Annotated in this window: 17 protein-coding genes; 2 read left to right on the top strand and 15 right to left on the bottom strand. The window is 72.4% G+C overall.

The features are described from left to right. Positions 1-27: 27 nt before the first annotated feature. From ABD944_RS09675 to ABD944_RS09640, 8 genes are all read right to left on the bottom strand, one after another. Positions 28-864 (bottom strand): HAD family hydrolase, encoded by an 837-nt coding sequence (locus ABD944_RS09675; RefSeq protein WP_345174522.1) that lies wholly within the window; start codon positions 862-864, stop codon positions 28-30. Next, a complete protein-coding gene (locus ABD944_RS09670; RefSeq protein WP_345174520.1) occupies positions 861-1973 on the bottom strand; it encodes a cysteine protease StiP family protein in 1113 nt (370 codons plus the stop codon). The genes ABD944_RS09675 and ABD944_RS09670 overlap by 4 nt, the downstream gene beginning before the upstream one ends. Beyond that, positions 1970-3313 carry a phosphoribosyltransferase family protein gene (locus tag ABD944_RS09665; RefSeq protein ID WP_345174518.1) on the bottom strand — a complete coding sequence of 448 codons (1344 nt, stop codon included), beginning with the start codon at positions 3311-3313 and terminating at the stop codon, positions 1970-1972. The genes ABD944_RS09670 and ABD944_RS09665 overlap by 4 nt, the downstream gene beginning before the upstream one ends. A gap of 11 nt (positions 3314-3324) precedes the next feature. After that, positions 3325-4494 carry an HpcH/HpaI aldolase/citrate lyase family protein gene (locus tag ABD944_RS09660; protein WP_345174516.1) on the bottom strand — a complete coding sequence of 390 codons (1170 nt, stop codon included), beginning with the start codon at positions 4492-4494 and terminating at the stop codon, positions 3325-3327. A 102-nt stretch (positions 4495-4596) separates the two neighbouring features. Continuing rightward, entirely contained in the window at positions 4597-5175 is a 579-nt protein-coding gene (locus tag ABD944_RS09655; protein ID WP_345174513.1) for a TerD family protein, read from the bottom strand. 59 nt (positions 5176-5234) lie between these two features. Beyond that, on the bottom strand, positions 5235-6356 hold the full coding sequence (locus tag ABD944_RS09650; protein ID WP_345174512.1) for a DUF475 domain-containing protein: 1122 nt from the start codon (positions 6354-6356) through the stop codon (positions 5235-5237). Between the two features lie 62 nt (positions 6357-6418). Beyond that, positions 6419-6997: a TerD family protein gene (locus tag ABD944_RS09645; protein ID WP_345174511.1), complete on the bottom strand. Its 579-nt coding sequence runs from the start codon at positions 6995-6997 to the stop codon at positions 6419-6421. 40 nt (positions 6998-7037) lie between these two features. Then, positions 7038-7613 carry a TerD family protein gene (locus ABD944_RS09640; protein ID WP_149257552.1) on the bottom strand — a complete coding sequence of 192 codons (576 nt, stop codon included), beginning with the start codon at positions 7611-7613 and terminating at the stop codon, positions 7038-7040. A gap of 220 nt (positions 7614-7833) precedes the next feature. Here ABD944_RS09640 and ABD944_RS09635 point away from each other — a divergent pair, with 220 nt between their 5' ends. Next, complete coding sequence (locus ABD944_RS09635; protein WP_345174509.1) at positions 7834-9084, top strand: molecular chaperone DnaJ; 1251 nt, start codon at positions 7834-7836, stop codon at positions 9082-9084. An 11-nt stretch (positions 9085-9095) separates the two neighbouring features. Here the strand turns inward: ABD944_RS09635 and efeB are convergent, their stop codons facing one another. The 6 genes from efeB to ABD944_RS09605 all read right to left on the bottom strand — a co-directional run bounded on the left by efeB (position 9096) and on the right by ABD944_RS09605 (position 17091). Further along, positions 9096-10340, bottom strand: a complete 1245-nt coding sequence (efeB, locus tag ABD944_RS09630) for an iron uptake transporter deferrochelatase/peroxidase subunit (RefSeq protein WP_345174507.1) — start codon at positions 10338-10340, stop codon at positions 9096-9098. 25 nt (positions 10341-10365) lie between these two features. Further along, positions 10366-11499 (bottom strand): iron uptake system protein EfeO, encoded by a 1134-nt coding sequence (gene efeO / locus ABD944_RS09625; protein WP_345174505.1) that lies wholly within the window; start codon positions 11497-11499, stop codon positions 10366-10368. A 136-nt stretch (positions 11500-11635) separates the two neighbouring features. Continuing rightward, on the bottom strand, positions 11636-12100 hold the full coding sequence (locus ABD944_RS09620; protein ID WP_345174503.1) for a YbjQ family protein: 465 nt from the start codon (positions 12098-12100) through the stop codon (positions 11636-11638). Between the two features lie 162 nt (positions 12101-12262). Next, positions 12263-13408: an RNA polymerase sigma factor RpoD gene (gene rpoD / locus ABD944_RS09615; RefSeq protein WP_360579442.1), complete on the bottom strand. Its 1146-nt coding sequence runs from the start codon at positions 13406-13408 to the stop codon at positions 12263-12265. A 72-nt stretch (positions 13409-13480) separates the two neighbouring features. Next, a complete protein-coding gene (gene dnaG / locus ABD944_RS09610) occupies positions 13481-15439 on the bottom strand; it encodes a DNA primase (protein ID WP_345174498.1) in 1959 nt (652 codons plus the stop codon). Between the two features lie 107 nt (positions 15440-15546). After that, on the bottom strand, positions 15547-17091 hold the full coding sequence (locus ABD944_RS09605) for a M20/M25/M40 family metallo-hydrolase (protein WP_345174497.1): 1545 nt from the start codon (positions 17089-17091) through the stop codon (positions 15547-15549). A gap of 268 nt (positions 17092-17359) precedes the next feature. Here ABD944_RS09605 and ABD944_RS09600 point away from each other — a divergent pair, with 268 nt between their 5' ends. After that, entirely contained in the window at positions 17360-18634 is a 1275-nt protein-coding gene (locus ABD944_RS09600; protein ID WP_345174494.1) for an ABC transporter ATP-binding protein, read from the top strand. Here the strand turns inward: ABD944_RS09600 and pdxR are convergent, their stop codons facing one another. Continuing rightward, complete coding sequence (pdxR, locus tag ABD944_RS09595) at positions 18635-20053, bottom strand: MocR-like pyridoxine biosynthesis transcription factor PdxR (RefSeq protein WP_345174493.1); 1419 nt, start codon at positions 20051-20053, stop codon at positions 18635-18637. Positions 20054-20093 lie beyond the last annotated feature (40 nt).

Here is a 20093-nt window from a genome sequence, read left to right as displayed (position 1 = left end):
CGGCGACCCCTGGGCGGCGACGGTTGTCTACCGGCCGGGAGGTCGGTCTGTGAACATCTGCGGCGCCGCGGCCCGGGCCAGGAGCCAGTGCGCGATCTCCTCGCCGGCGGCGACGCCCCGCGCTGCGGTGACGGCGGTGGCGGGAGCCGTCCAGCCGGTTTCGTGCAGTTCCCCATGGGCGGGGCGGATCGACAGGTCGGCGGCCTCCAGCAGCTCGGCGTCCAGGAGCGCGTCGCCGGCGGCGAGCATGGTGGAGGCGCCGGCGCGGCGGGCGACCTCCTCGGCGGCGGCGGCCTTGGTCAGGCCCGCGGGCAGGCAGTAGACCTTGCGGCCCTGGAGGGACGTCCGCCAGCCGCGTTCGGCGCACCATCCGGCGAGGTCCTCGACCCAGCCGGACGGCAGCGCGGCCTTGTCCACGACCGTGTAGGCGAAGAGGTCGGACGCGGTGCGCCGCTTGAGGACGAAGTCGCCGCCGTTGGTCGCGAGGCGCCGCTGGACGTCCGCGAGCGGGGCGCATCCGTCGGCGATCCGGGTCCGGACGGAGGCCGCCCAATCCGGGTCGTCCTCGCCGTCCACCAGGATGTGGCCGCCGTTCGCGCAGATGGCGTACGGGGGCGGCTTCTCCAGGAGGTGGACGCGCCGGTACTGCTCGGGGGTGCGCGTCGTCGTCGGGACGAACGTGGAGGCCGTCGCGAGTGCCTCCAGGGTGCGCGCGGTCGTCTCGGTCATGTAGGAGAGCGGCGCGCCCTGGTAGAACTCCACGCACAGTAGGCGCGGCATGGTCTCGTCTGGGCCCTCCAAGGCGAAGGCCGCAGTCGAGTAGATGAGCGTGCGGTCCAGGTCGGAGCACACCAGGACGGTCACTGCACGGCCCCCTTGCCGAACCGAGGATGGATGAAACCCATGCACGCGTAGGGGAACCGTCCGGGCTCGACCTCATGGACGGGCACGCCGCGTTCGCGGGCGAGCAGCCTGATGTGGGTCACTTCCAGCCCGGCGTCGGCCCGCACGAGCACCTTCCATGGGACGCGGCGCAGCAGCACTCGCGTGGTCTCGCCGATCCCCGGTTTGACGAGGTTCAGGTCGTCGATGCCCTCCGCCTCGGCGCTGCGCCGGACGGCCTCCCATCCCGACCAGTCGGGCGCGCGGTCGGCGGCGCGGAGCTCCGGCAGGTCCTTCGCGACGCGCTCGGCCACGTGCCCGAAGCGCGCGCAGACCGCGTCGAGGAAGACGCGCGACACGTCGTCGCCGGCCAGTTCGGCGTAGAACTTCGCGCCGTGGAAGTCGCCGGGCCCGATGAGGGAGTCGTTCAGGACCGTCCGGCTCACCAGGCCCGACACGGTCGAGTTGAGGCAGGCGGACGGGATCAGGAAGTCGTCCCGCGTGCCGTACAGGGACGTGCACCGGCCCGGGTCCGCCAGGACGGCGAGATCGGAGGGGAACGGGTGCTCCGCCAGGGCGGCGGTCAGTTCCTTGGTGATGGCGCCCTTGCCCGTCCAGCCGTCCACGAACATCACGGACGCCGGGTCGTGGTGCTCGGCGAGATACCGCAGCGCGACCGTGTCGATGCCCCGGCCGCGGACGATGCTGACCGCGTAGTGCGGGACGTCCAGGCCGTGCGCGTACCGGGCCCAGCGGCGCATCAGGATGCCGACGGGCGTCCCGGCCCGCGCCAGCGACACCAGGACGGCGTCCGGGCCGCGCTCGGCGAGGATCATCTCGGTGACCAGCCCGGTGGCGTAGGCGAGCCGCTCGGCGGACGCCTCCAGCGCGTCGTGGAACAGGCGCCGGTACTCAGGGCCCGGCTGGTACTCGACCGGAAGCGACTCGGCGTAGTGCGCCCGTCCCGACTGGATCGCCGCCTCACGTTCCTCGGTGGGCGCTTCGAGCCGTGCGCCGGACAGGTCTTTGAGCAGCCAGGCGACGTCTTCCCTGGGGTAGCTGCCGAACTCGGGCCCGTAAAGCGGCTTCACGACGCTCTCCTGTAGGACGGGACGGTGGCGACCGTCACGGGGGCTAGCGCGCGAAGCCGTTCCAGCAGGCCGCTGGCGAGCGCCGGGGTGTCGCCGACGTCGTCCACCACGAACACGATCCTGTCGAAGCGGCGTTGACCGGCCCCAGGGGCGACGTTGTAGGCGTACCGCTCCCCCGGCCCGTCGGCGGGGTCGTCATGGGAGGGGAACACCAGGCGGGTCCTGATGGCGTAACCGGGGTCATCGACGGCCAGGACAGGGGAACGCGTCGTCGTGGAGTAGCGGACGTCCACGTCCGGCCGGGCATCGGCGAGCGCCTCCGCGAGGCGCAGCGGCGCGTACATCAGCTCCTCGAATCCAAGGACGAGGACACGGGAGGCTTCTTCGCCGAGGTTGCCCCAGAGGACGTCGCCCATCCGGGCCAGTTCCTTCTCCAGCCGCGTCCGGTGCTCGGGCAGGAAACCGTGGCGTCCGCCGTCCGGCAGTGCGGCAGGCCATTCCAGCTCGACTCGGGAGACTCCGAACGCCGATCCTCCCTCGGGGATGAAGGGCGGTGACGGTATCCCGGCGACGAGTGCCTTGCCCGCCTCAAGGACGCCCTCCGGAAGCCCGACCCGTCCCTCGGCCAGAGCCACCGCGTCTATGCGGGCACCCAGCCGGACGGCGAGATCGTCCATCCGGGCCCGGTCGTCGGGGTCTCGCAAGTCGACCAGGGCCGCCAGTACGTAGTGGCTCCTGGGACGGACGGCATGCAGGGCCTCGATGGTGTTCAGCACCGTCCGGCCCGTCGAGAGCTCGTCGTCCACCAGAACCATCGGTACGTCGCGATCGAGCGGGGCGGTGTCGGCGGGGAGCAGCAGATGGCTCGTGGCGTGGCTGTGCTCTTCTTCGAATCCGCCGTAGGTGGCGAACCCCTCGACGGGACGCCGTGTGGAGTGCAGGTAGTACGCGCCGCCCAGAGCGTCCGCCACCGAATGCCCCAGGGCCGTGGCGGTCTCGGCGTAACCCAGCACGATCGCGTCCACAGGGTTCTGGGGAGTGCGCACGAGGTCACGTAGCCCGGCGGCGGCGTTCGGCTCGCCCCGCAGCCCGTCCAGGAGGAGCGAACCAGGGCGGGACGGCTCGCCGCCCCGCAGGCGCGCGCGCACAAGCTCGCCCAGCAGCAGCCCCGACCCGTACACCAGGCGCGGATCGGTCGGCACGTGCTTGCCCAGCACTGCGGACACCAGCAGATGCGCGCGCTTCGGATTGCGGCGCACGGCGAGCCCCACGAGCGACGAGAGCCCGGCACCCGCCGGCCGCGCGCCGTCCACGAGGCGGACGCCCAGACGCGAACCCACCCAGGAACCCGTCACCGGCTGTCCGCCGCTTCGAGAAGCTCGACGAACGTGACGCCTTCCGCGGCCACCCCGAACACCTGGGCGCGCAGCATCAGCCGCTGTGCCCACGCGCGGTGCGGCTTGGCCTCGTTCATCTTGTTCGCGTACGAGCTGGCCATCGCGCCGCCCCCGGTGACGCCCAGGATGTCGGCCGCGTCGCTGTACTCCTCGTGCGTCACCACCGACAGGGCGTGGACGGCGGCCACATGGCTCGGATGGATGACGGTCTTGCCGGTGAGCCCGTTGGCCTTGTCCAGGTGCACCTCACGGATCAGCCCGTCCAGATCGGAGGTGATGAGCCGCTGCCGCAGCGGGGCGGCGCTCTGCCGTTCGAACGGCGACTGCCGCAGCTGCGGCTTGAACATCCGCTCCCCCTGCGAGAAGTACTCCCACACGGGGCCGGTCACCACGTGGCCGGTGCCGTCGGCGCGGCCGAGGATGTTGACCACGTCGCAGATCACGCCCGCGACGGGCCGGATGTCGTAGATCGTCAGGTCGGGCGGGCGCCGCAGCCCGTACGCGGCGGACATGTCGGTCGCCCCCAGCCGGACGGCGAGGACCCGGGACCGGTGCTTGGCGAGGAGCCGCGCCACGTCGTGCAGCATCTCCGCGCGCGTCTCGGCGTAGACGGCCTCCGGGCTCTCGATCACCGGCATGGCGAGCAGCCGGCGCCCGGAGCGGTCGGCCGCGTCCTCCAGCGCGTCCAGGAACGCTCCACCGCCGGACGCGGTGAACTTCGGCAGGACGAATCCGGTGACGAGCTCCGCCGCGTCGCCGAGCCGGCCGACCAGGTCGCCGATCTGCCGGGGGTCGCGGACGCGGACGAACAGCAGGGGGACCTCCGCGCCGTCCGGTGCGGAGCGGGCGTGCAGAGCCCGCAGGTGCGCCACGAGGTTGGCCTCCCCGGCCTCGACCTCGTCGTCGGCGATCGCGTCCTCCAGGCACACCACCATGCTCATCACGCCGCGCCCCGCCGCGCGCTCGACGTCGGCGGCGAGGGCCGGGCGGGTGGCCGGGCAGTACAGGGTCGCGCCGAGCGCGACCGCCAGCACGTCCGGATCGTCGTGCCGGCCGAACGGGCGCGGGTGCCGGTAGAACAGGTGCTTGCGACGCGCGGCGTCAATATGGTCGAAATGCCGCATTTACCCCTCGTCAGACGGTGCTCTCGACAGGGGGCGAGGGGGGCCGCCCCCGGGCGGACTGGCCGCGCCGGATCACTGGTGTCCGGAGCACAGGTGTCCGGGTCACAGGTGGGTCGCCACGGCCGGGAGCAGCTGCTGGAACGTGCGGCCGGTGGCGGTCGCCCCGATCGCCGTCATCGACCAGCCCTGCCCGTCCCGCGACACCTTGGCCATGATCTGCGCGTTGTGCTGCCCGGCGCCGCTCAGCTCGTAGCGCGCGATCTCCTCGCCGGTGCTCTCGTCCACCAGCCGGCAGAACGCGCCCGCGATCTGGGAGAAGTCCTGGCCGGTGAACGAGTTCACCGTGAACACCAGCTGGGCGACGCCCGCCGGAACGCTCTGCAGGTCGACGTTGATGACCTCGTCGTCTCCCTCGCCCTCGCCGGTGAGGTTGTCGCCGGTGTGCTGGACGGAGCCGTCCTTGCTGCGCAGCTGCCGGAACCACACCTGGTCGGCGAGGTCGCCGGACGCGTCGAACAGCAGGCACGAGGCGTCCAGGTCGATGGACTGCGCCTTGCCCTTGCCGAACAGCCCCTTCTTGACCACGGCGTCCCAGCCGAGGCCCATCCTGACCCTCGTCAGGGTGCCGCCGCCCGGCTTGGCCAGCGAGACCTTCTGCCCCTTCTGCAGCGATATGGACATCGTTCGGCTCCTCCAGTGATCGATGTGTGTCGCGGGGTTCCGGGTACGCGTGGCGCGGGTCAGACCTGGCTGGAGTGCAGCGGCCGCCCGCCGCCCGCCGCCGAGTCAGGAGAGTCCCCGCCCTGGTTGCGGTTGCGGACGACGGAGCTGGCGAACGCGGCGATGATCAGCCCGGCGCCGAGCCCGCCGGTGATCCACTCGGGGACGTGGTGGCCGATGCTCACCAGCATGCAGACCGCGAGGGCGCCGATCGCCCAGTGCGCGCCGTGCTCCAGGTAGACGTACTCGTGCAGCGTGCCCTTGCGGACCAGGAACACCGTCAGCGACCGGATGTACATGGCGCCGATGCCGAGGCCCAGCGCGATGACGATCGGGTCGGTGCTGATCGCGAAGGCGCCGATGACGCCGTCGAAGCTGAACGAGGCGTCCAGCACCTCCAGGTACAGGAAGAGGAAGAAGCCCGCCTTGCCGGTGGCGAGGGCCAGGGAGCTCGGCCCGCTCCGCCCGCCGCTCTTCCCGGCTTCCGCGCCGTCCTCCTCGTCCTCGTCGTCGTCCTCGCTCGCCTCGGAGAACAGCTCCCCGAGCCCGTTGACCAGGATGTAGGTCACCATCCCGAGCACGCCGGCGATCATGACGCTGCCCGGGTCGGAGGCCGACAGCCACGCCACGAGCGCCAGCGAGCCGCCCGCCACGACGACCGACAGCTGGTCCAGCTTGCCGATGCGGGCGAGCGGCCGCTCCAGCCACGGCAGCCACTTGTCGGCGCGCTCCTCGAACACGAAGTCCAGGAACAGCATCATCAGGAACATGCCGCCGAACGCCGCGATCATCGGGTAGGCGTCGTTCATCAGCTGGTGGTAGCGGTGCGAGTCGTTGAGGGCGAGGTCGAACGCCTCGACCGGGCTCAGCTTGGCCGTGATCCCCACGATCAGCAGGGGGAAGACCAGCCGCATGCCGAACACCGCGATCGCGATGCCGACGGTGAGGAAGATCTTCTGCCAGAAGGCGCTCATGCGGTCGAGCACCTTGGCGTTCACGACGGCGTTGTCGAACGACAGCGAGACCTCGAGGACGGCCAGTACGGCGACCAGGGCGAGCCCGGTCGGCCCGTCGTAGAGCAGGGCGAGGAGCAGGCCGACGACCGTGACGCCGAAGGACCACCCGAAGGTGCGAAGAATCATGCGCGTATTTCTGCTAGGAAGGGCGGCCGGGCGGAGCGGCCGGGGTGCGGGGGCGCCGGCGGTCAGCCGACGTTGACGCCGAAGTCCATCGCGATGCCCGCCAGACCGGAGGCGTACCCCTGGCCGACGGCCCTGAACTTCCATTCGCCGTTGTGGCGGTAAAGCTCACCGAAGACCATGGCCGTCTCGGTGGAGGCGTCCTCGGTGAGGTCGAAGCGCGCGAGCTCGTTGCCGTCGTTCCGGTTGACGATCCGGATGAAGGCGTTGCGGACCTGCCCGAAGCTCTGCTGCCGGTTGTCGGCGTCGTAGATCGAGACCGGGAACACGATGCGCTCGCACTCGGCCGGCACCGCGGTGAGGTCGACGTTGATCGACTCGTCGTCGCCCTCGCCCTCGCCGGTCAGGTTGTCGCCGGTGTGCTCCACCGAGCCGTCCGGGCTGCGCAGGTTGTTGAAGAAGACGAAGTGCTGGTCCGACATGACCTTGCCGGTGCTCGCCAGCATCAGCGCGGAGGCGTCCAGGTCGAAGTCGGCGCCGGTGGTGGCGCGCACGTCCCAGCCGAGGCCGACGGTGACCGCGGTGAGGTTCGGCGCGGCCTTCGTCAGCGAGACGTTGCCGCCCTTGGCGAGTGAGACCCCCATGTGCGGGCTGCTCCCTTCCTGTCCAGACTGCTCGGACTGTTCAGATGTTGACGCCGAAGTCGGCCGCGATGCCGGCCAGTCCCGACGCGTACCCCTGGCCCACCGCCCTGAACTTCCATTCCGTCCCGTTGCGGTACAGCTCACCGAAGACCATGGCGGTCTCCATGGACGCGTCCTCGGTCAGGTCGTAGCGCGCCATCTCCGCACCGTCGGCCTGGTTCAGCACCCGGATGAAGGCGTTGCGGACCTGCCCGAAGTTCTGCCCGCGGCTGTCGGCGTCGTAGATCGACACGGCGAACGCGACCCGTTCGGCCGTGGCGGGCATCGCGCCGAAGTTGACCTTGAGCTGCTCGTCGTCGCCCTCGCCCGCGCCGGTGGTGTTGTCGCCGGTGTGCTCGACCGCGCCGTCCGGCGTGCGCAGATTGTTGAAGAAGACGAAGTGCTGGTCCGTAATGATCTTTCCGGAGGCGTCCAGGACCATGGCGGAGGCGTCGAGGTCGAAATCGGTCCCGGTCGTCGTGCGCAGGTCCCAGCCGAGACCGACGGTCACCGCGGACAGGCCGGGGGCCTGCTTGGTGAGCGAGACGTTGCCGCCTTTGCTCAGGCTGACGGGCACGATGAGCCTCCAAGATCGCATGCCGGATCGGACGCCGAACGGGCGCCCAGCCTTATCGACGTTGCAGCGATGCTATCCGTTCCATCCTTTATGAAGGGATGGCGACAATCTTTGTGATTCGGTCGCCACCCCGCCGTCGCCGCGCACCCGCCCGCCTTCCCGCGTGGACGAAACCCGGGCCGGTTGCGCCAGACTGGGGGGCGGACGAAGGGAGGCTGCGTTGCGGGGACCGGGCGACCAGCGCCGCCGGGGCGGCCGCGGGGCACAGGCGGCGGCCGGGGCCGTCGAGGCGCGGGAGGCGGCCGCGGCCGCCTTCTACGACATGGACCAGGCGCAGAAGTACATCGACGGCCGCGTCACCGTGTTCGAGGACCTGGACGCCAAGGCGGCCGAGCCCGCCCGCCGGGAGTTCACCCGGCTCGCCGAGGCCGCCGACGCCGCCTCGGTGGCCTACATCTCCGTCCTGGACGCCCACGACCTCGATGACCGGGACCGGTCACCGGCCGAGTACGACGCCGCGCGGCGCGCGTTCGTCGCCTCCACCGAGCGGCTCCAGAAGATCACCGGGGACCTCAACGGCTTCGCCGAGCGCCTCGCCCCGCGGATGGCCCGGCTGGAGTCCGCGCTCGACCAGCTCCCGCCCCGCCTCACCGCCGCCCGCGACGCCGTGGCCGCCGCCGACGCCGCCGTGTCCGCGGCCAGGGCCGCCGGGATGGACGCCGCCGACCCGGAGCAGGAGCTGGACCGCGCCAAGCAGGTCCTGGCGCAGCTCGGTTCCCAGGGGCTCGGCGGGTTCGGCCTCGACGGCGCCATCCGCGCGGCCGACGAGGTCCGCGAGATCGCCGAGCGGGCGCGGGAGGCGGCCGCGGAGCTGCCCCGGCAGGCGCAGAAGGTCCGCGACTCGCTCTCCTCCGTCCGGACGCGCGCCGACGCCGTCGCGAACCGCGCGGCGGGCGTCCGGGAGGCGATGCGCGTCCTCGTGCGCGGCTACTCGCAGGCGTGCTGGCAGGACCTCAAGGGCGCCCCCGAGTCGATCGAGGCGGCCGTCACCCGGGCCCGCGAGCGGCTGAACGAGGCGTCCGCGCACGCGGGCCGCTCCGAATGGAAGCGGGCGCAGCAGGCGCTCACCGCCGCGCGCACCGAGCTGAACGCGGCCGACCGCCGCGCCGGGCAGGTCACCGGGCGGGTGGAGGAGCTGAGAGCGGTCGCCGAGGACCCGGCCGGGCCCGTCGAGGGCGTCCGGTTCGCGGTGCGCGACGCCCAGCGGCTCGCCATGGCGCAGCCGGGCGGCGCCCCGCCCCAGCACGCCCGCGTGCTCGACTCCCTCGTCGAGCGGCTGGAGAGGGCGCCGCAGCGGCTCACGGGCGCCCACCCCGACTACTGGGCCTACCTGCAGGAGCTGGAGTCCATCAGGACGGCCGCCGGCGACGTGGTGGCGCGGATCCGCTCGGAGCGGGCCGGGCAGGGCTAGCCCGCGGCCCGTCAGGCGAAGAGGGTGTCGCCCCAGTAGCCGCCCTTGCGGACGCCGGGCGGGCACGCGTAGACGCCCGACCCGACGTGCTGGATGTACTCGTTCAGAGCGTCGGTGGCCAGCGAGTTCTGCACGCGGATGAACCCCGTCCGCGGGTCGCGCTGGAACGCGATGAAGAACAGGCCCGCGTCCAGCCGTCCGAGGCCGTCCGACCCGTCGGTGAACGAGTAGCCCCGCCGCAGGATGCGCGTCCCCTGGTTGGAGTCGGGGTGGGCGAGCCGCACGTGCGCGTCCGGCTTCATCTGGGACAGGACGGGCTTGTCGCGCTCCTTCCGCAGCCCGGCCGGCGCGCCCTCGCCCTTGTTCCGCCCGAAGACGTCCTCCTGCTCGCGCAGTGACGTGCGGTCCCAGGTCTCGATGTGCATCCGGATGCGGCGGGCGACGAGGTAGGAGCCGCCCGCCATCCAGTCGGCCCCGTCGCCCCCGGCCGCCCACACGTGGCGGTCGAGCAGGTCCGCCTCGGTTCCGGCGATGTTCTCGGTGCCGTCCTTGAACCCGAACAGGTTGCGCGGGGTCTGCGCGTCCGGCGTCGTCGAGGACGTCTTGCCGAAGCCGAGCTGGGACCACCGGACCGCGACCACGCCGAACCCGATGCGCGCCAGGTTCCGGACGGCGTGCACCGCGACCTGCGGGTCGTCCGCGCAGGCCTGGACGGCGATGTCGCCGCCGCTGCGGGCCGGGTCGAGGTTGTCGCCGGGGAAGTGCGGCAGGTCGACCAGCGCGGCGGGACGGCGCGCCCTGAGGCCGAACCGGTCCTTGCCGTCCTTCTCGAACAGCGACGGGCCGAAGCCGATCGTCAGCGTGAGCCGGGACGGCGGCAGCCCGAGAGCCTCGCCGGTGTCGTCGGGCGGCGCGACCGAGGGGCCGCCGACCGCGCCGTCGCCGACCGGCCGGCCGGCGGTCATGGCGGCGGCCGCGGCCGTCCACTCCTTCAGCATCCGCACGAGCCGGTCGCGGTCGCCCGTCGTCACGTCGAAGGCCGCGAAGTGCAGCCGGTCCTGCACGGGGGTGGCGATGCCCGCCTGGTGCGCGCCGTGGAAGGCGATCGCGTCGCCCGCGTCGTCGTCCTCCTCCGCGGAGGCGACCCGGTCGAGACCGGCCCCGGCGGCGGCCCCGACGAGCAGGCTCGCGCCGGAGAACCCCAGCATCCGCCGCCGGGACATGCCCGGCCGCTCCTGCGTCCCTTCGCCCGTCATGCCGCTGCCGTTCCTCTCGTCCGGATCACTTGGCGACGGCGGCGGCGAGCTTGGACAGGGGCTCGCCCAGCGCGTTCACCGCGTCGGCCAGCTCCTTGCGCTCGTCCTCGCCGACCTTGTCGTAGGACACGTAGCCGTCGCCCTTCTCGTGCTTCTTCAGCAGCGCCTCGACGCCCGCGAAGTTGTCGTCGAGGTCCTTGGCGAGCTGCGCGTCGTGCTCCTGGACGACCGGCTTGAGCAGCTCGTAGATCTTCCTGGCGCCGTCCACGTTGGCCTTGAAGTCGACGAGGTCGGTGTGGCTGAACGCCTCCTCCTCGCCGGTGACCTTGCCGGTGGCGACCTCGTCCAGCAGCTCCTTCGCGCCGCCCGCCATGTCGTTGACGGGGTCCAGCGTGAGGCCGGGCAGCCGCGACTTCAGCGTGCCGAGGTCGGCCAGCAGCTGGTCGCCGTACTTCTCCTTGCCCTTGACCGAGCCGTCCTTCCAGAGGGCCTTCTCCAGCAGGTGCCAGCCGGACCAGTCCTTCTTCTCCTCCGGCTTGAGGTCGGCCTCGCGCGCGTCGACCTTGGGGTCGAGGTCGCCGAACTTCTCGGCGACGGGCTCGATCGTCTCCCAGCCGACCCGGGACGGCGCGTACAGCTCCTTGGCCTTCTCGACGTCGCCGGCCTTCACCGCGTCCACGAACTTCCGCGTCTTGGCGATCGTGTCGTCGGTCTGGACGATGACGAAGGCCTTGTAGTCGGCCGCGGCCTTGCTCAGGCGCGGGTCCGCGCCGCCGGCGGCGCCGCCGGTGACCGTGACGTCCTGGGACGGCCCCTTGCCGGTCTGCCCGGCGCTGCACAGCAGCTTGTACGTGCCCGCGGGCAGGTTCACGACGAAGTCGACGCTGGTGCCGGGGCCGATGTTCTCCCGCTCCGCGAGGATCTTGCCGTCCGGCTTGAGCACCTCGAACTCGTTGACCTTGGAGCCCTTGTTGGCGACCTTGAAGGTGGTCTTGCCCGCGGGGAGGTCGGTCTTGGCGACCTCGCAGGCGTCGTCGGTGGCCGTCACGGCCACGGCGCCCGCCGCGCCCGCCTCGTCCCCGTCACCGCCGCACGCCGTCAGAAGGGACATCGACACCGCGGCGGCGCCGGCGAGCGCGAGGACGGACACAGGACGCATCAGGGTCTCCAGGAGCGTGCAAATGGTTAGGCTTACCTAAATTAGCGAAAGCTAACCTCAGCACGTCAAGTGGGGTCGGAGACAGTGAGTCATCCCACGCCGCGCCGCCTCGTTCCGGGCGGGCCGGCGGAGCCGCTCAGCGCGGCCGGTCGTGCAGCCCCATCGTGAGGTTGCGGGCGGCCATCGGCGGGCCGCCGGCCTGCGGGTCGCCGTACGGGGGCAGGTGCCCCGGGTGCTGCGGGCGCTGCTGGTGCTGGGGCGCCTGCTCGCGCTGCTGCGCCGCCGGCTCCGCCCAGACGGCCGTCCCGTACGCGCACACCTCGACGCCGCCGCCGATCAGGGCGGTGTCGAACCGCATGCCCACCACCGTGTTCGCGCCCTTGCGGCGGGCCTCCTCGCCGAGCCGGTCCACCGCCTCGCGGCGCGCCGCGGCCAGGCCCGCGCCCGGCTGCTCCCCCGTCACCCGGAACGTCGCGCTGCTCCCGCCCTGCCCGGGCGCGTGGACCGCGCCCTGATCGGCCCGGACGGCCAGCCCGAGGACCTCTCCGAGCACGCTCCTGATCTCGTACCCCGCCACGCCATCAGTCGTCACGATCAGCATGGTCACCACGGTAGGACACCATCCGGACGAAATGCGACGTAACGGCGGTAACGCGCATCTCTTCGCACCGCCGGACGCCGCGCCGGCCGCAGCCCGCCGGCCCGGCGGCGGCCGTCCTCCCGGCGGACGGCCGGGAGGACGGCCCGCCGTCCGGGCCGCGCCTCAGTCCAGGTACTCGCGGAGCATCTGGGCCCGGGACGGGTGGCGCAGCTTCGCCAGCGTCTTGGACTCGATCTGGCGGATCCGCTCCCTCGTCACGCCGAACTCGCGCCCCACCTCCTCCAGGGTGCGCGGGTGGCCGTCGACCAGGCCGAAGCGCAGCTGGATGATGCGCTGCTCCCGTTCCGACAGCGTGGCGAGGATGTCCTCCAGCTGGTCCTGCAGCAGGAGGAAGGCCGCCGCCTCCATCGGCACGACCGCGTCGGCGTCCTCGATGAAGTCGCCGAGGTCGGAGTCCTCCTCGCCGATCGGCGACTGCAGCGAGACCGGTTCCTGCGCGATGCGCTGGATCTCCACGACCCGGACGGGCGACAGGCCCATCTCCAGGCCGATCTCCTCGGGGCTCGGCTCCCGGCCGAGGTCCTGGTGCATCTGGCGCTGCACGCGGACCAGCTTGTTGATCGTCTCGACCATGTGCACCGGGATGCGGATCGTCCGGGCCTGGTCGGCGATCGCCCGGGTGATCGCCTGCCGGATCCACCAGGTGGCGTAGGTCGAGAACTTGAACCCCTTGGTGTAGTCGAATTTCTCGACCGCGCGGATCAGTCCGAGATTTCCCTCCTGGATCAGGTCGAGGAACAGCATTCCCCTGCCGACGTAGCGTTTGGCGATCGAGACGACGAGCCGGAGATTGGCCTCGATCAGCCGTTGCTTCGCCCGCGCCCCTTCGCGGGAGAGCAGTTCGAGGTCGAGCAGCTCACCGCGGGCGAGGACGGCGGTGCGCGCCATCTTCTCCTCGGCGAACAGTCCCGCCTCGATCGATTTCGCGAGTTCTACCTCATCTTCTGCCGTGAGCAGCGGTACGCGACCGATCTCTCTCAGGTAGATCCGAACCAGGTCGCTCGTCGGCGCCCGCTTGCCGAGGTCTCCCTCATCCGCTCGCGTGACGTCCTCGGTCTCCTGCTGAGAGTCGAGGACGTCCACCCCCTGCTCTGCGAGCATCCGGACGACCCGCTCCAGCGAGTCGTCCGGCAAGTCCGAGCGATCGAGCGCGGCAGCGACGTCCTCGACGGTCACACCGCCGCGCTCTCTGCCGCGTGCGACGAGGTCCGCCACCTGATCAACCGATGGCGCCTCGCTTGGCAGCACCGAAGGGCCCACGCAGACAGTCTGCGTCAAATGGGGCCTAGATCACAGGACCCATTTTCGCGGGACGGACGCCTATTGCGACCCAAGCCCCCGATCCCGCAACACCCGTCTCTGCTGCTCAAGCGCGACAAGATCACCGAAGAGCCGGTTGTACTCCTCGGCCGCCTCGACCGGATTCAGCCGCCCGAGTTTAGATTTCACGCTCGCGATCATGCGGGTGAGCTGGCGCTCCTGAATTCGGGCGAGCAATTCCGCGGCATAGCGGTCGTCCGATTCCTGGGCGGACCGGACCGGCTCCACCCCGAGCTTGGTGAGCAGATCCCTGACCTGGTCGTTCGGCGCCCGCTCCAGGAGGCGGGCGACCCACTCCGGCACGCTCCCCGCCGCCGTGACGCCGCCCGCATCCGCGATCACCGCGCGCACCGCCGTGTGCGGGGGCGCGAGGAACGCCTCGACCGGGAGCTCGTCGAACGCCGGGCCGAGCAGCGCCGGGCGCTGGACCGCCAGTTTCAGCAGCTCGCGCTCGCGCTGGACCTCGGGGTCGGCGGGGTCGAAGGCGGGCCGCCGCGGCGCCTGCGGCTCCGCGTCGCCGCGGCGCCCGTTCTCCGCGGCGGGGCCGTTCGCCCGGCCGTCGCCGTTCTGGGGGCGCCCGTGCCCGTTCTGGCCGCGCCCGTTCCCTGCCCGCGCGCGGCCGTGCTGCCGGTTGGCCAGCTCGCGGACGCGGCGCAGCACGAACTGCTCGTCCATGATGCCGAGCCAGCGGTCCAGGTTGACCGCGTACATGTGGCGGCGGGAGCGGTCCTTGATGGCGGCGACGACGGGGGCGGCCGCGTCCAGGGCGCCGAGCCGCCCCTCGACCGTGTCGAGGTCGTGCTGCTCGATCGCGCTGCGCACGGCGAACTCGAACAGGGGCAGCCGGGACGCCACGAGGTCGCGCACCGCCGCGTCGCCGTGCCGGATGCGCAGGTCGCACGGGTCGAGGCCGTCGGGCTGGACGGCCACGAACGTCTGGGACACGAACTTCTGCTCGTCGTCGAAGGCGCGCAGCGCCGCCTTGCGCCCGGCCGCGTCGCCGTCGAAGGTGAAGATCACCTCGCCGCGGAACTCGTCCTGGTCCATCAGCAGGCGGCGCAGGACCTTGATGTGCTCGTCGCCGAACGCCGTGCCGCAGGTGGCGATGGCCGTCGGGACGCCCGCCAGGTGGCAGGCCATCACGTCGGTGTAGCCCTCGACCACCACGGCCTGCCGCCGCCGGGCGATCTCCTTCTTGGCGAGGTCGGCCCCGTACAGCACCGAGCTCTTGTGGAACAGCGGCGACTCGGGGGTGTTCAGGTACTTGGGGCCGTCGTCGTCCTCGAAGAGCCGCCGCGCGCCGAACCCGATGACGTCGCCGGACAGGTCGCGGATCGGCCACATCAGCCGGCCGCGGAACCGGTCCATCGGGCCGCGCCGCCCCTCCTTGGCCAGGCCGCCGGCGACGATGTCGCGGTCGGCGAAGCCGCGCCCGCGCAGGTGCCTGACGAGGCCCTCCCACTCGCGGGGCGCGAAGCCGACCCCGAAGCGCTCGGCGTCGGCGGCCTCGAAGCCGCGCTCGGACAGGAACGTGCGGCCGGGCGCGCCGGCGGCGGAGTTCAGCTGCTCGGCGTAGTACTCGGCGGCCGCCCGGTGCGCCTCGACCAGCCGGGCGCGCTGCCCGCCGTCCTGGCGGGGGCCGCGCCCGCCGCCCTCCTCGTAGCGCAGCTGGATCCCGGCCTGGGCGGCGAGCCGCTCCACCGACTCGGTGAAGGTCAGGTGCTCGATCTCCTGGACGAACTTGATGACGTCGCCGCCCGCCTCGCAGCCGAAGCAGAAGTACAGCCCGCGCGAGGGCGTCACGTTGAACGACGGGGACTTCTCGTCGTGGAAGGGGCACAGGCCCTTGAGATTGCCGCCGCCCGCGCTGCGCAGCTGCAGGTACTCGCCGATCACGTCGGCGATGGACGAGCGCTCCCGTACGAGTGCGATGTCCTCATTGCGAATCCGGCCTGCCACGACCAAGGAGTCTACGGCGGGCTTGCGACATCGAGGGCATCGCGCCGCGACGGGCATGGGTGCGCCCCCGGCGCCGCGCGGGCCGCGGGGCCGGGGGCGCCTGTAGATCAGCCCATCCGGAAGCGGCCGAAGAGCCGGTACATGAACTCCGTGCCCTGCTTGAGGGCCTCGACGGCGATGCGCTCGTCGTTGCCGTGCATCGCGATCAATTGGTCGTTGTCGACGACGTAGGGGTAGACGCCGTAACCGGGGACGCCCTTGGAGGTCCACGGCGCCAGGCTCGTCCCGGCCTCGAAGAGGGCGGGCGCGAAGACCGCGTCCGGATAGGTCGCGGCGGCCGCGGCGCCGATGGCCTCGTACAGCGGCGAGTCCAGCCTGGACGGCGGCTTGGCCCAGGTCTCGTCCAGCCTCCTGAGGGCGTCCTCCTCCGACTCCCCCGGGTTGCCCGCGAGCGTGACGGTCACCTCGCGGCCGGCGAGGCGCCGCCGGATCGCGGCCAGGAAGTCGCGCGGCCGCTGGCCGCCGGGGACGCCCCGGCAGTTGACGCGCAGCGTGGCCTTGGAGGGGATGACGTTCTCCTTGTAGCCCGCGTCCTCGATCACGAAGGCGTGCGTCGTGCGGAGGAGGGCCTGGTGCAGCCACGGGTAGGAGCTGCGCTTGACGACGAGCGCGGCCGCCCGCTCACGGGCCTGCTGGGACCGCGCGGACAGCAGCAGCCGCAGCGCCCGTTCGAACGGGCGGTCGTCGGTGGCCTTGGCGAGCGCGCCGAAGTACTCCCGCGTCACGGGGGTGAGCGCGACCGGCGCGAGCCAGGCGTCGAGGTCGGCGACGGCGCGGGAGAGCCGGGCGATGGCCGAGTCGGGATTGGGCTTGGAGGAGTGGGTGGCGGTGCCGCCGGCGGCGAGGTCGAGGTTGAAGTAGACCTTGTCCTGGCGCGTCACCGTGATGAGCATCGGCGTCCGCCGGTCCTTCTGGGCGAGGAACCAGCCGCCCTCGGTGAGCACCATGCCGGCGTTGACCTTGTCCCAGTGGTGCTCGGCGAGCCAGTGGGAGCCGTACTGCCCGGCCTCCTCGTCGCAGTCGGTGAGGACGATGATGTCGCGGTCGAACCTCGCGCCCTCCTTGACGTGCCGCAGCAGGGCGCTGATGTTGGCGGAGTTGGCGCCCTTCATGTCCAGGGCGCCGCGGCCGTAGACCTCGCCGTCGCGGACGGTCCCGGCGAACGGGTCGACCGACCATTTGTCACGTTCCACCGGGACTACGTCGGAATGTCCGAGCAGGAGCAGCGGCGGCGCCGAGGTGCCGCCCTCGATCCGGGCGACGAGGTGGACGTTGTCCTTCTTCGGCGTGGGGATGATCTCCGCGGGGACCCCCGCGGAGTCCCAGACGGCCTTGAGCATCTCGGCGTGGGGCCGGGTGACGCCGCCCTCCCCGAAGTTCTGGGTGTCGAACGACAGCATCTTCTTCAGCAGGGCCAGCGGATCGAGGTCGGCGGGCGCGGGCCCGCGGGCGGGGCCGGCGAGGGCGGACCTGCCGGCCGGCGCCGCGGCGGCGGTGCCGCCGGCGAGCAGGGCGCCCGCGAGCAGGACCGCGCCCGCGCCGGTGCGGTGCAGGAAGTCACGGCGGCTGACGGCGGGTGGGGAGTCGGGCATGGGAGCTCCTCCTTCGAACCCCGGACGGGCTTCGTGATCAAAGGTGACACGGCGGGCCGCCGATCTCCAGGGCGGCGGCCCGCCGGACCCCCCGGCACGGCGCCGAACAGCTAGAAGTCAGGAACATCCAGCAATGCCGGGAATATACGATCCGGTGGCCGGACTCGGCCGGATTAACGGCGGGTAACCCTGGTTTCACTCTGGACAACGTGGGCCGCGCCGCGATGAGATGGCCCACCGTAGATTTGCCCACCCCCAGGCGGACTCGATGACGGATGTTGTGCTGGACGGCGTCGACAAGGTGTATCCCGGCGGGCAGGTGGCGGTCCGCGACGTCCGCCTGCGCATCAGCGACGGGGAGCTCTTCGTCCTGCTCGGACCGTCCGGCTGCGGCAAGTCGACCATCCTGCGCATGATCGCCGGGCTGGAGGAGATCACCGGCGGGGACCTGTGGCTGAACGGCACCGTCGCCAACGACCTGCCGCCGCGCGAACGGAACGTGGCGATGGTCTTCCAGGAGGGCGCGCTCTACCCGCACCGCACGGTCAAGGGCAACATGATGTTCCCGCTGGAGGTGTCCGGGGACGACCGCGCCGAGGCGTCCGCGAAGGTCGTGGAGCTGGCGCGCGCGCTCGGCATCAACACGATGATCGACCGGCTGCCGCGCACGCTGTCGGGGGGCCAGCGGCAGCGGGCCGCGATCGGCCGGGCGCTGATCCGCGAGCCGTCGCTGTTCCTGATGGACGAGCCGCTGTCGAGCCTGGACGCGGGCCTGCGCGCGGAGCTGCGCGTGGAGATCGCCGCGCTGGTGCGCTCCAGCCGCACCACCACCGTCTACGTCACGCACGACCAGGTCGAGGCCATGACGATGGCCGACCGGATGGCCGTGCTGCGCGACGGCGTCCTGGAGGACGTCGGCACCCCCGAGCAGATCTACGAGGACCCGGCGACCGTGTTCGTGGCCGCGTTCCTCAGCTCCCCTCCGATCAACCTGCTGCAGGCCACCCTGTGGGCGGTCGAGGGCCAGGGGCTGATGCTCGACCTCGGACCGCAGCGGCTCACGCTGCCCTGGAACGACCCGCGGGCGTCCGCGCTGATCAGCCACCAGGGCCGGCCCGTGATCGTCGGGATCCGCCCCGACACGATGATGCCGATCGCCCCGGGCTCGCCCGCCCCGGCCGGGACCGTCCTGTCCGGGCAGGTCCGCGCGCTGGAGTTCCACGGCCACGAGTGGCTCGCCTACGCCGAGGCCGGCATCCCCACGGTGGACGCGAACGAGGTCGGCCGGCCCGAGCGGCCGCAGGCCCCCGCGGCGGAGCGGCCCGGGCTGCGCGATCGTGTCCGGGCGCTGTTCGGCAGGCCGGCCGAGGCGCAGGAGCCGGTCGAGGAGCACGCGGGCCACCACCGGCGGTCCGACCTCGTCTTCCGCATCGCGCCCGGCGGGCGGCCCGACCGGGGCGACCGCGTCGCGCTGGCGGTCGACCTGGACCGGATCCTGTTCTTCGGCGCGGACGGCCGGCGCATCACGCCCGTCCACCGCTAGTCACGAGCGGCCGCGCAGGACGCCGGCGAGCCGGCGCATCCCCTCGTCGATCTCGGGCGGCGTCACGGCCCCGTACCCGAAGACCAGGCCCGCGCCGGGCGGCCCGGTCACGGCGAACTCCGACAGCGCGAACAGCCCGACGCCCGCGGTGAGCGCCCTCGCGGCGACGGCGGCGTCGTCCGCGCCGTCCCGGAACACCGCGCTCAGATGCAGCCCCGCCTCGGACGGGACGAGGTCGAGCCGGTTCCCCGGCAGCCCGGCCACCCGCTCGGCGACGCGCTCGTGCCGCGCCCGGTACTCGCGGCGGGACCTGCGGATGTGGCGGGCGAGCAGGCCCTCGTCGATGAACCGGGCGAGGGCCGCCTGCGCGGGCAGTTCGGCATGCCAGGACGAGACGTAGCGCGCCATGCGGAACGCGTGGTGCAGCGACGGCGGCGCCACCAGGAACCCCAGGCGCAGCACCGGCCGCATGATCTTGGAGAAGGTGCCGGCGTACAGGACGCGGCCGTCCTCGTCGAGGCTCTGCAGCGGCTCGACGGGCCGCCCGCCGTACCGGTACTCGGTGTCGTAGTCGTCCTCGACGATCACCACGTCCCGCCGCCGCGCCCAGTCGAGCAGCGCCCTGCGGCGCCGCAGCGACATCGGCATGCCGAGCGGGAACTGGTGCGAGGGCGTGACGTAGACGGCCCGCGCGTCGCCGGGCAGCGCGTCCACCCGGAGCCCCTCGGCGTCGACCGGCACGCCGCGCACCCGCATCCCGGCCGCGGCGAGGAGCATCCGCACGGGCGGGTACCCGGGGTCCTCCACGGCGACCACGTCGCCCGGTTCCAGAAGGACCCGGACGATGAGGTCGAGGGCCTGCTGGACGCCGGACGTGACGACGACGTCGGCCCCGCTCGCCCGCACCGACCGCGAGACGCCCACGTGGCGGGCGACGGCCTCGCGCAGGGCGGGCAGCCCCGCCGGGTCGGCCGCCGAGGCGGGATCGGCCAGCGCCGACGGCCGCAGCAGCCCCGACATGATCCGCCGCCATGCCTCGTACGGGAACAGCCGCACGTCGGGCAGCCCGGCGCGGAAGTCCCACCGGATCCCGGGCATCGGCGCCGGCCAGGCGGACACCCCGGCCCACACGCCGCGCGGGCGCAGCGGCGAGGCGGCGGGCGCGCCCCGCGCGGCGGACCCGGTCTCCCGGACGAACGTCCCCGCGCCGACCCGGCTCGTCAGGAACCCCTCGGCCGCGAGCCGGTCGTAGGCGACGCCGACCGTGTTGCGGGAGATCGCCAGGCGCCGGGCCAGCTCGCGCGTCGGCGGCAGCGCCTCCCCCGCGCGCAGCCGGCCGTCCAGGATCGCGGCGCGCAGCTGGCCGTAGATCTGCCCGGCGAGGTCGCGGCGCCCCACCAGGCTCACGTGGAGGTCCACGGCGCCGAGCCTAAATCGGCTCAGTCATTATGCGCAATTT

This window comes from Actinomadura verrucosospora (assembly GCF_039540335.1).
GTDB lineage: Bacteria > Actinomycetota > Actinomycetes > Streptosporangiales > Streptosporangiaceae > Spirillospora > Spirillospora verrucosospora.
This window is presented reverse-complemented; position numbering and strand designations above follow the sequence as displayed.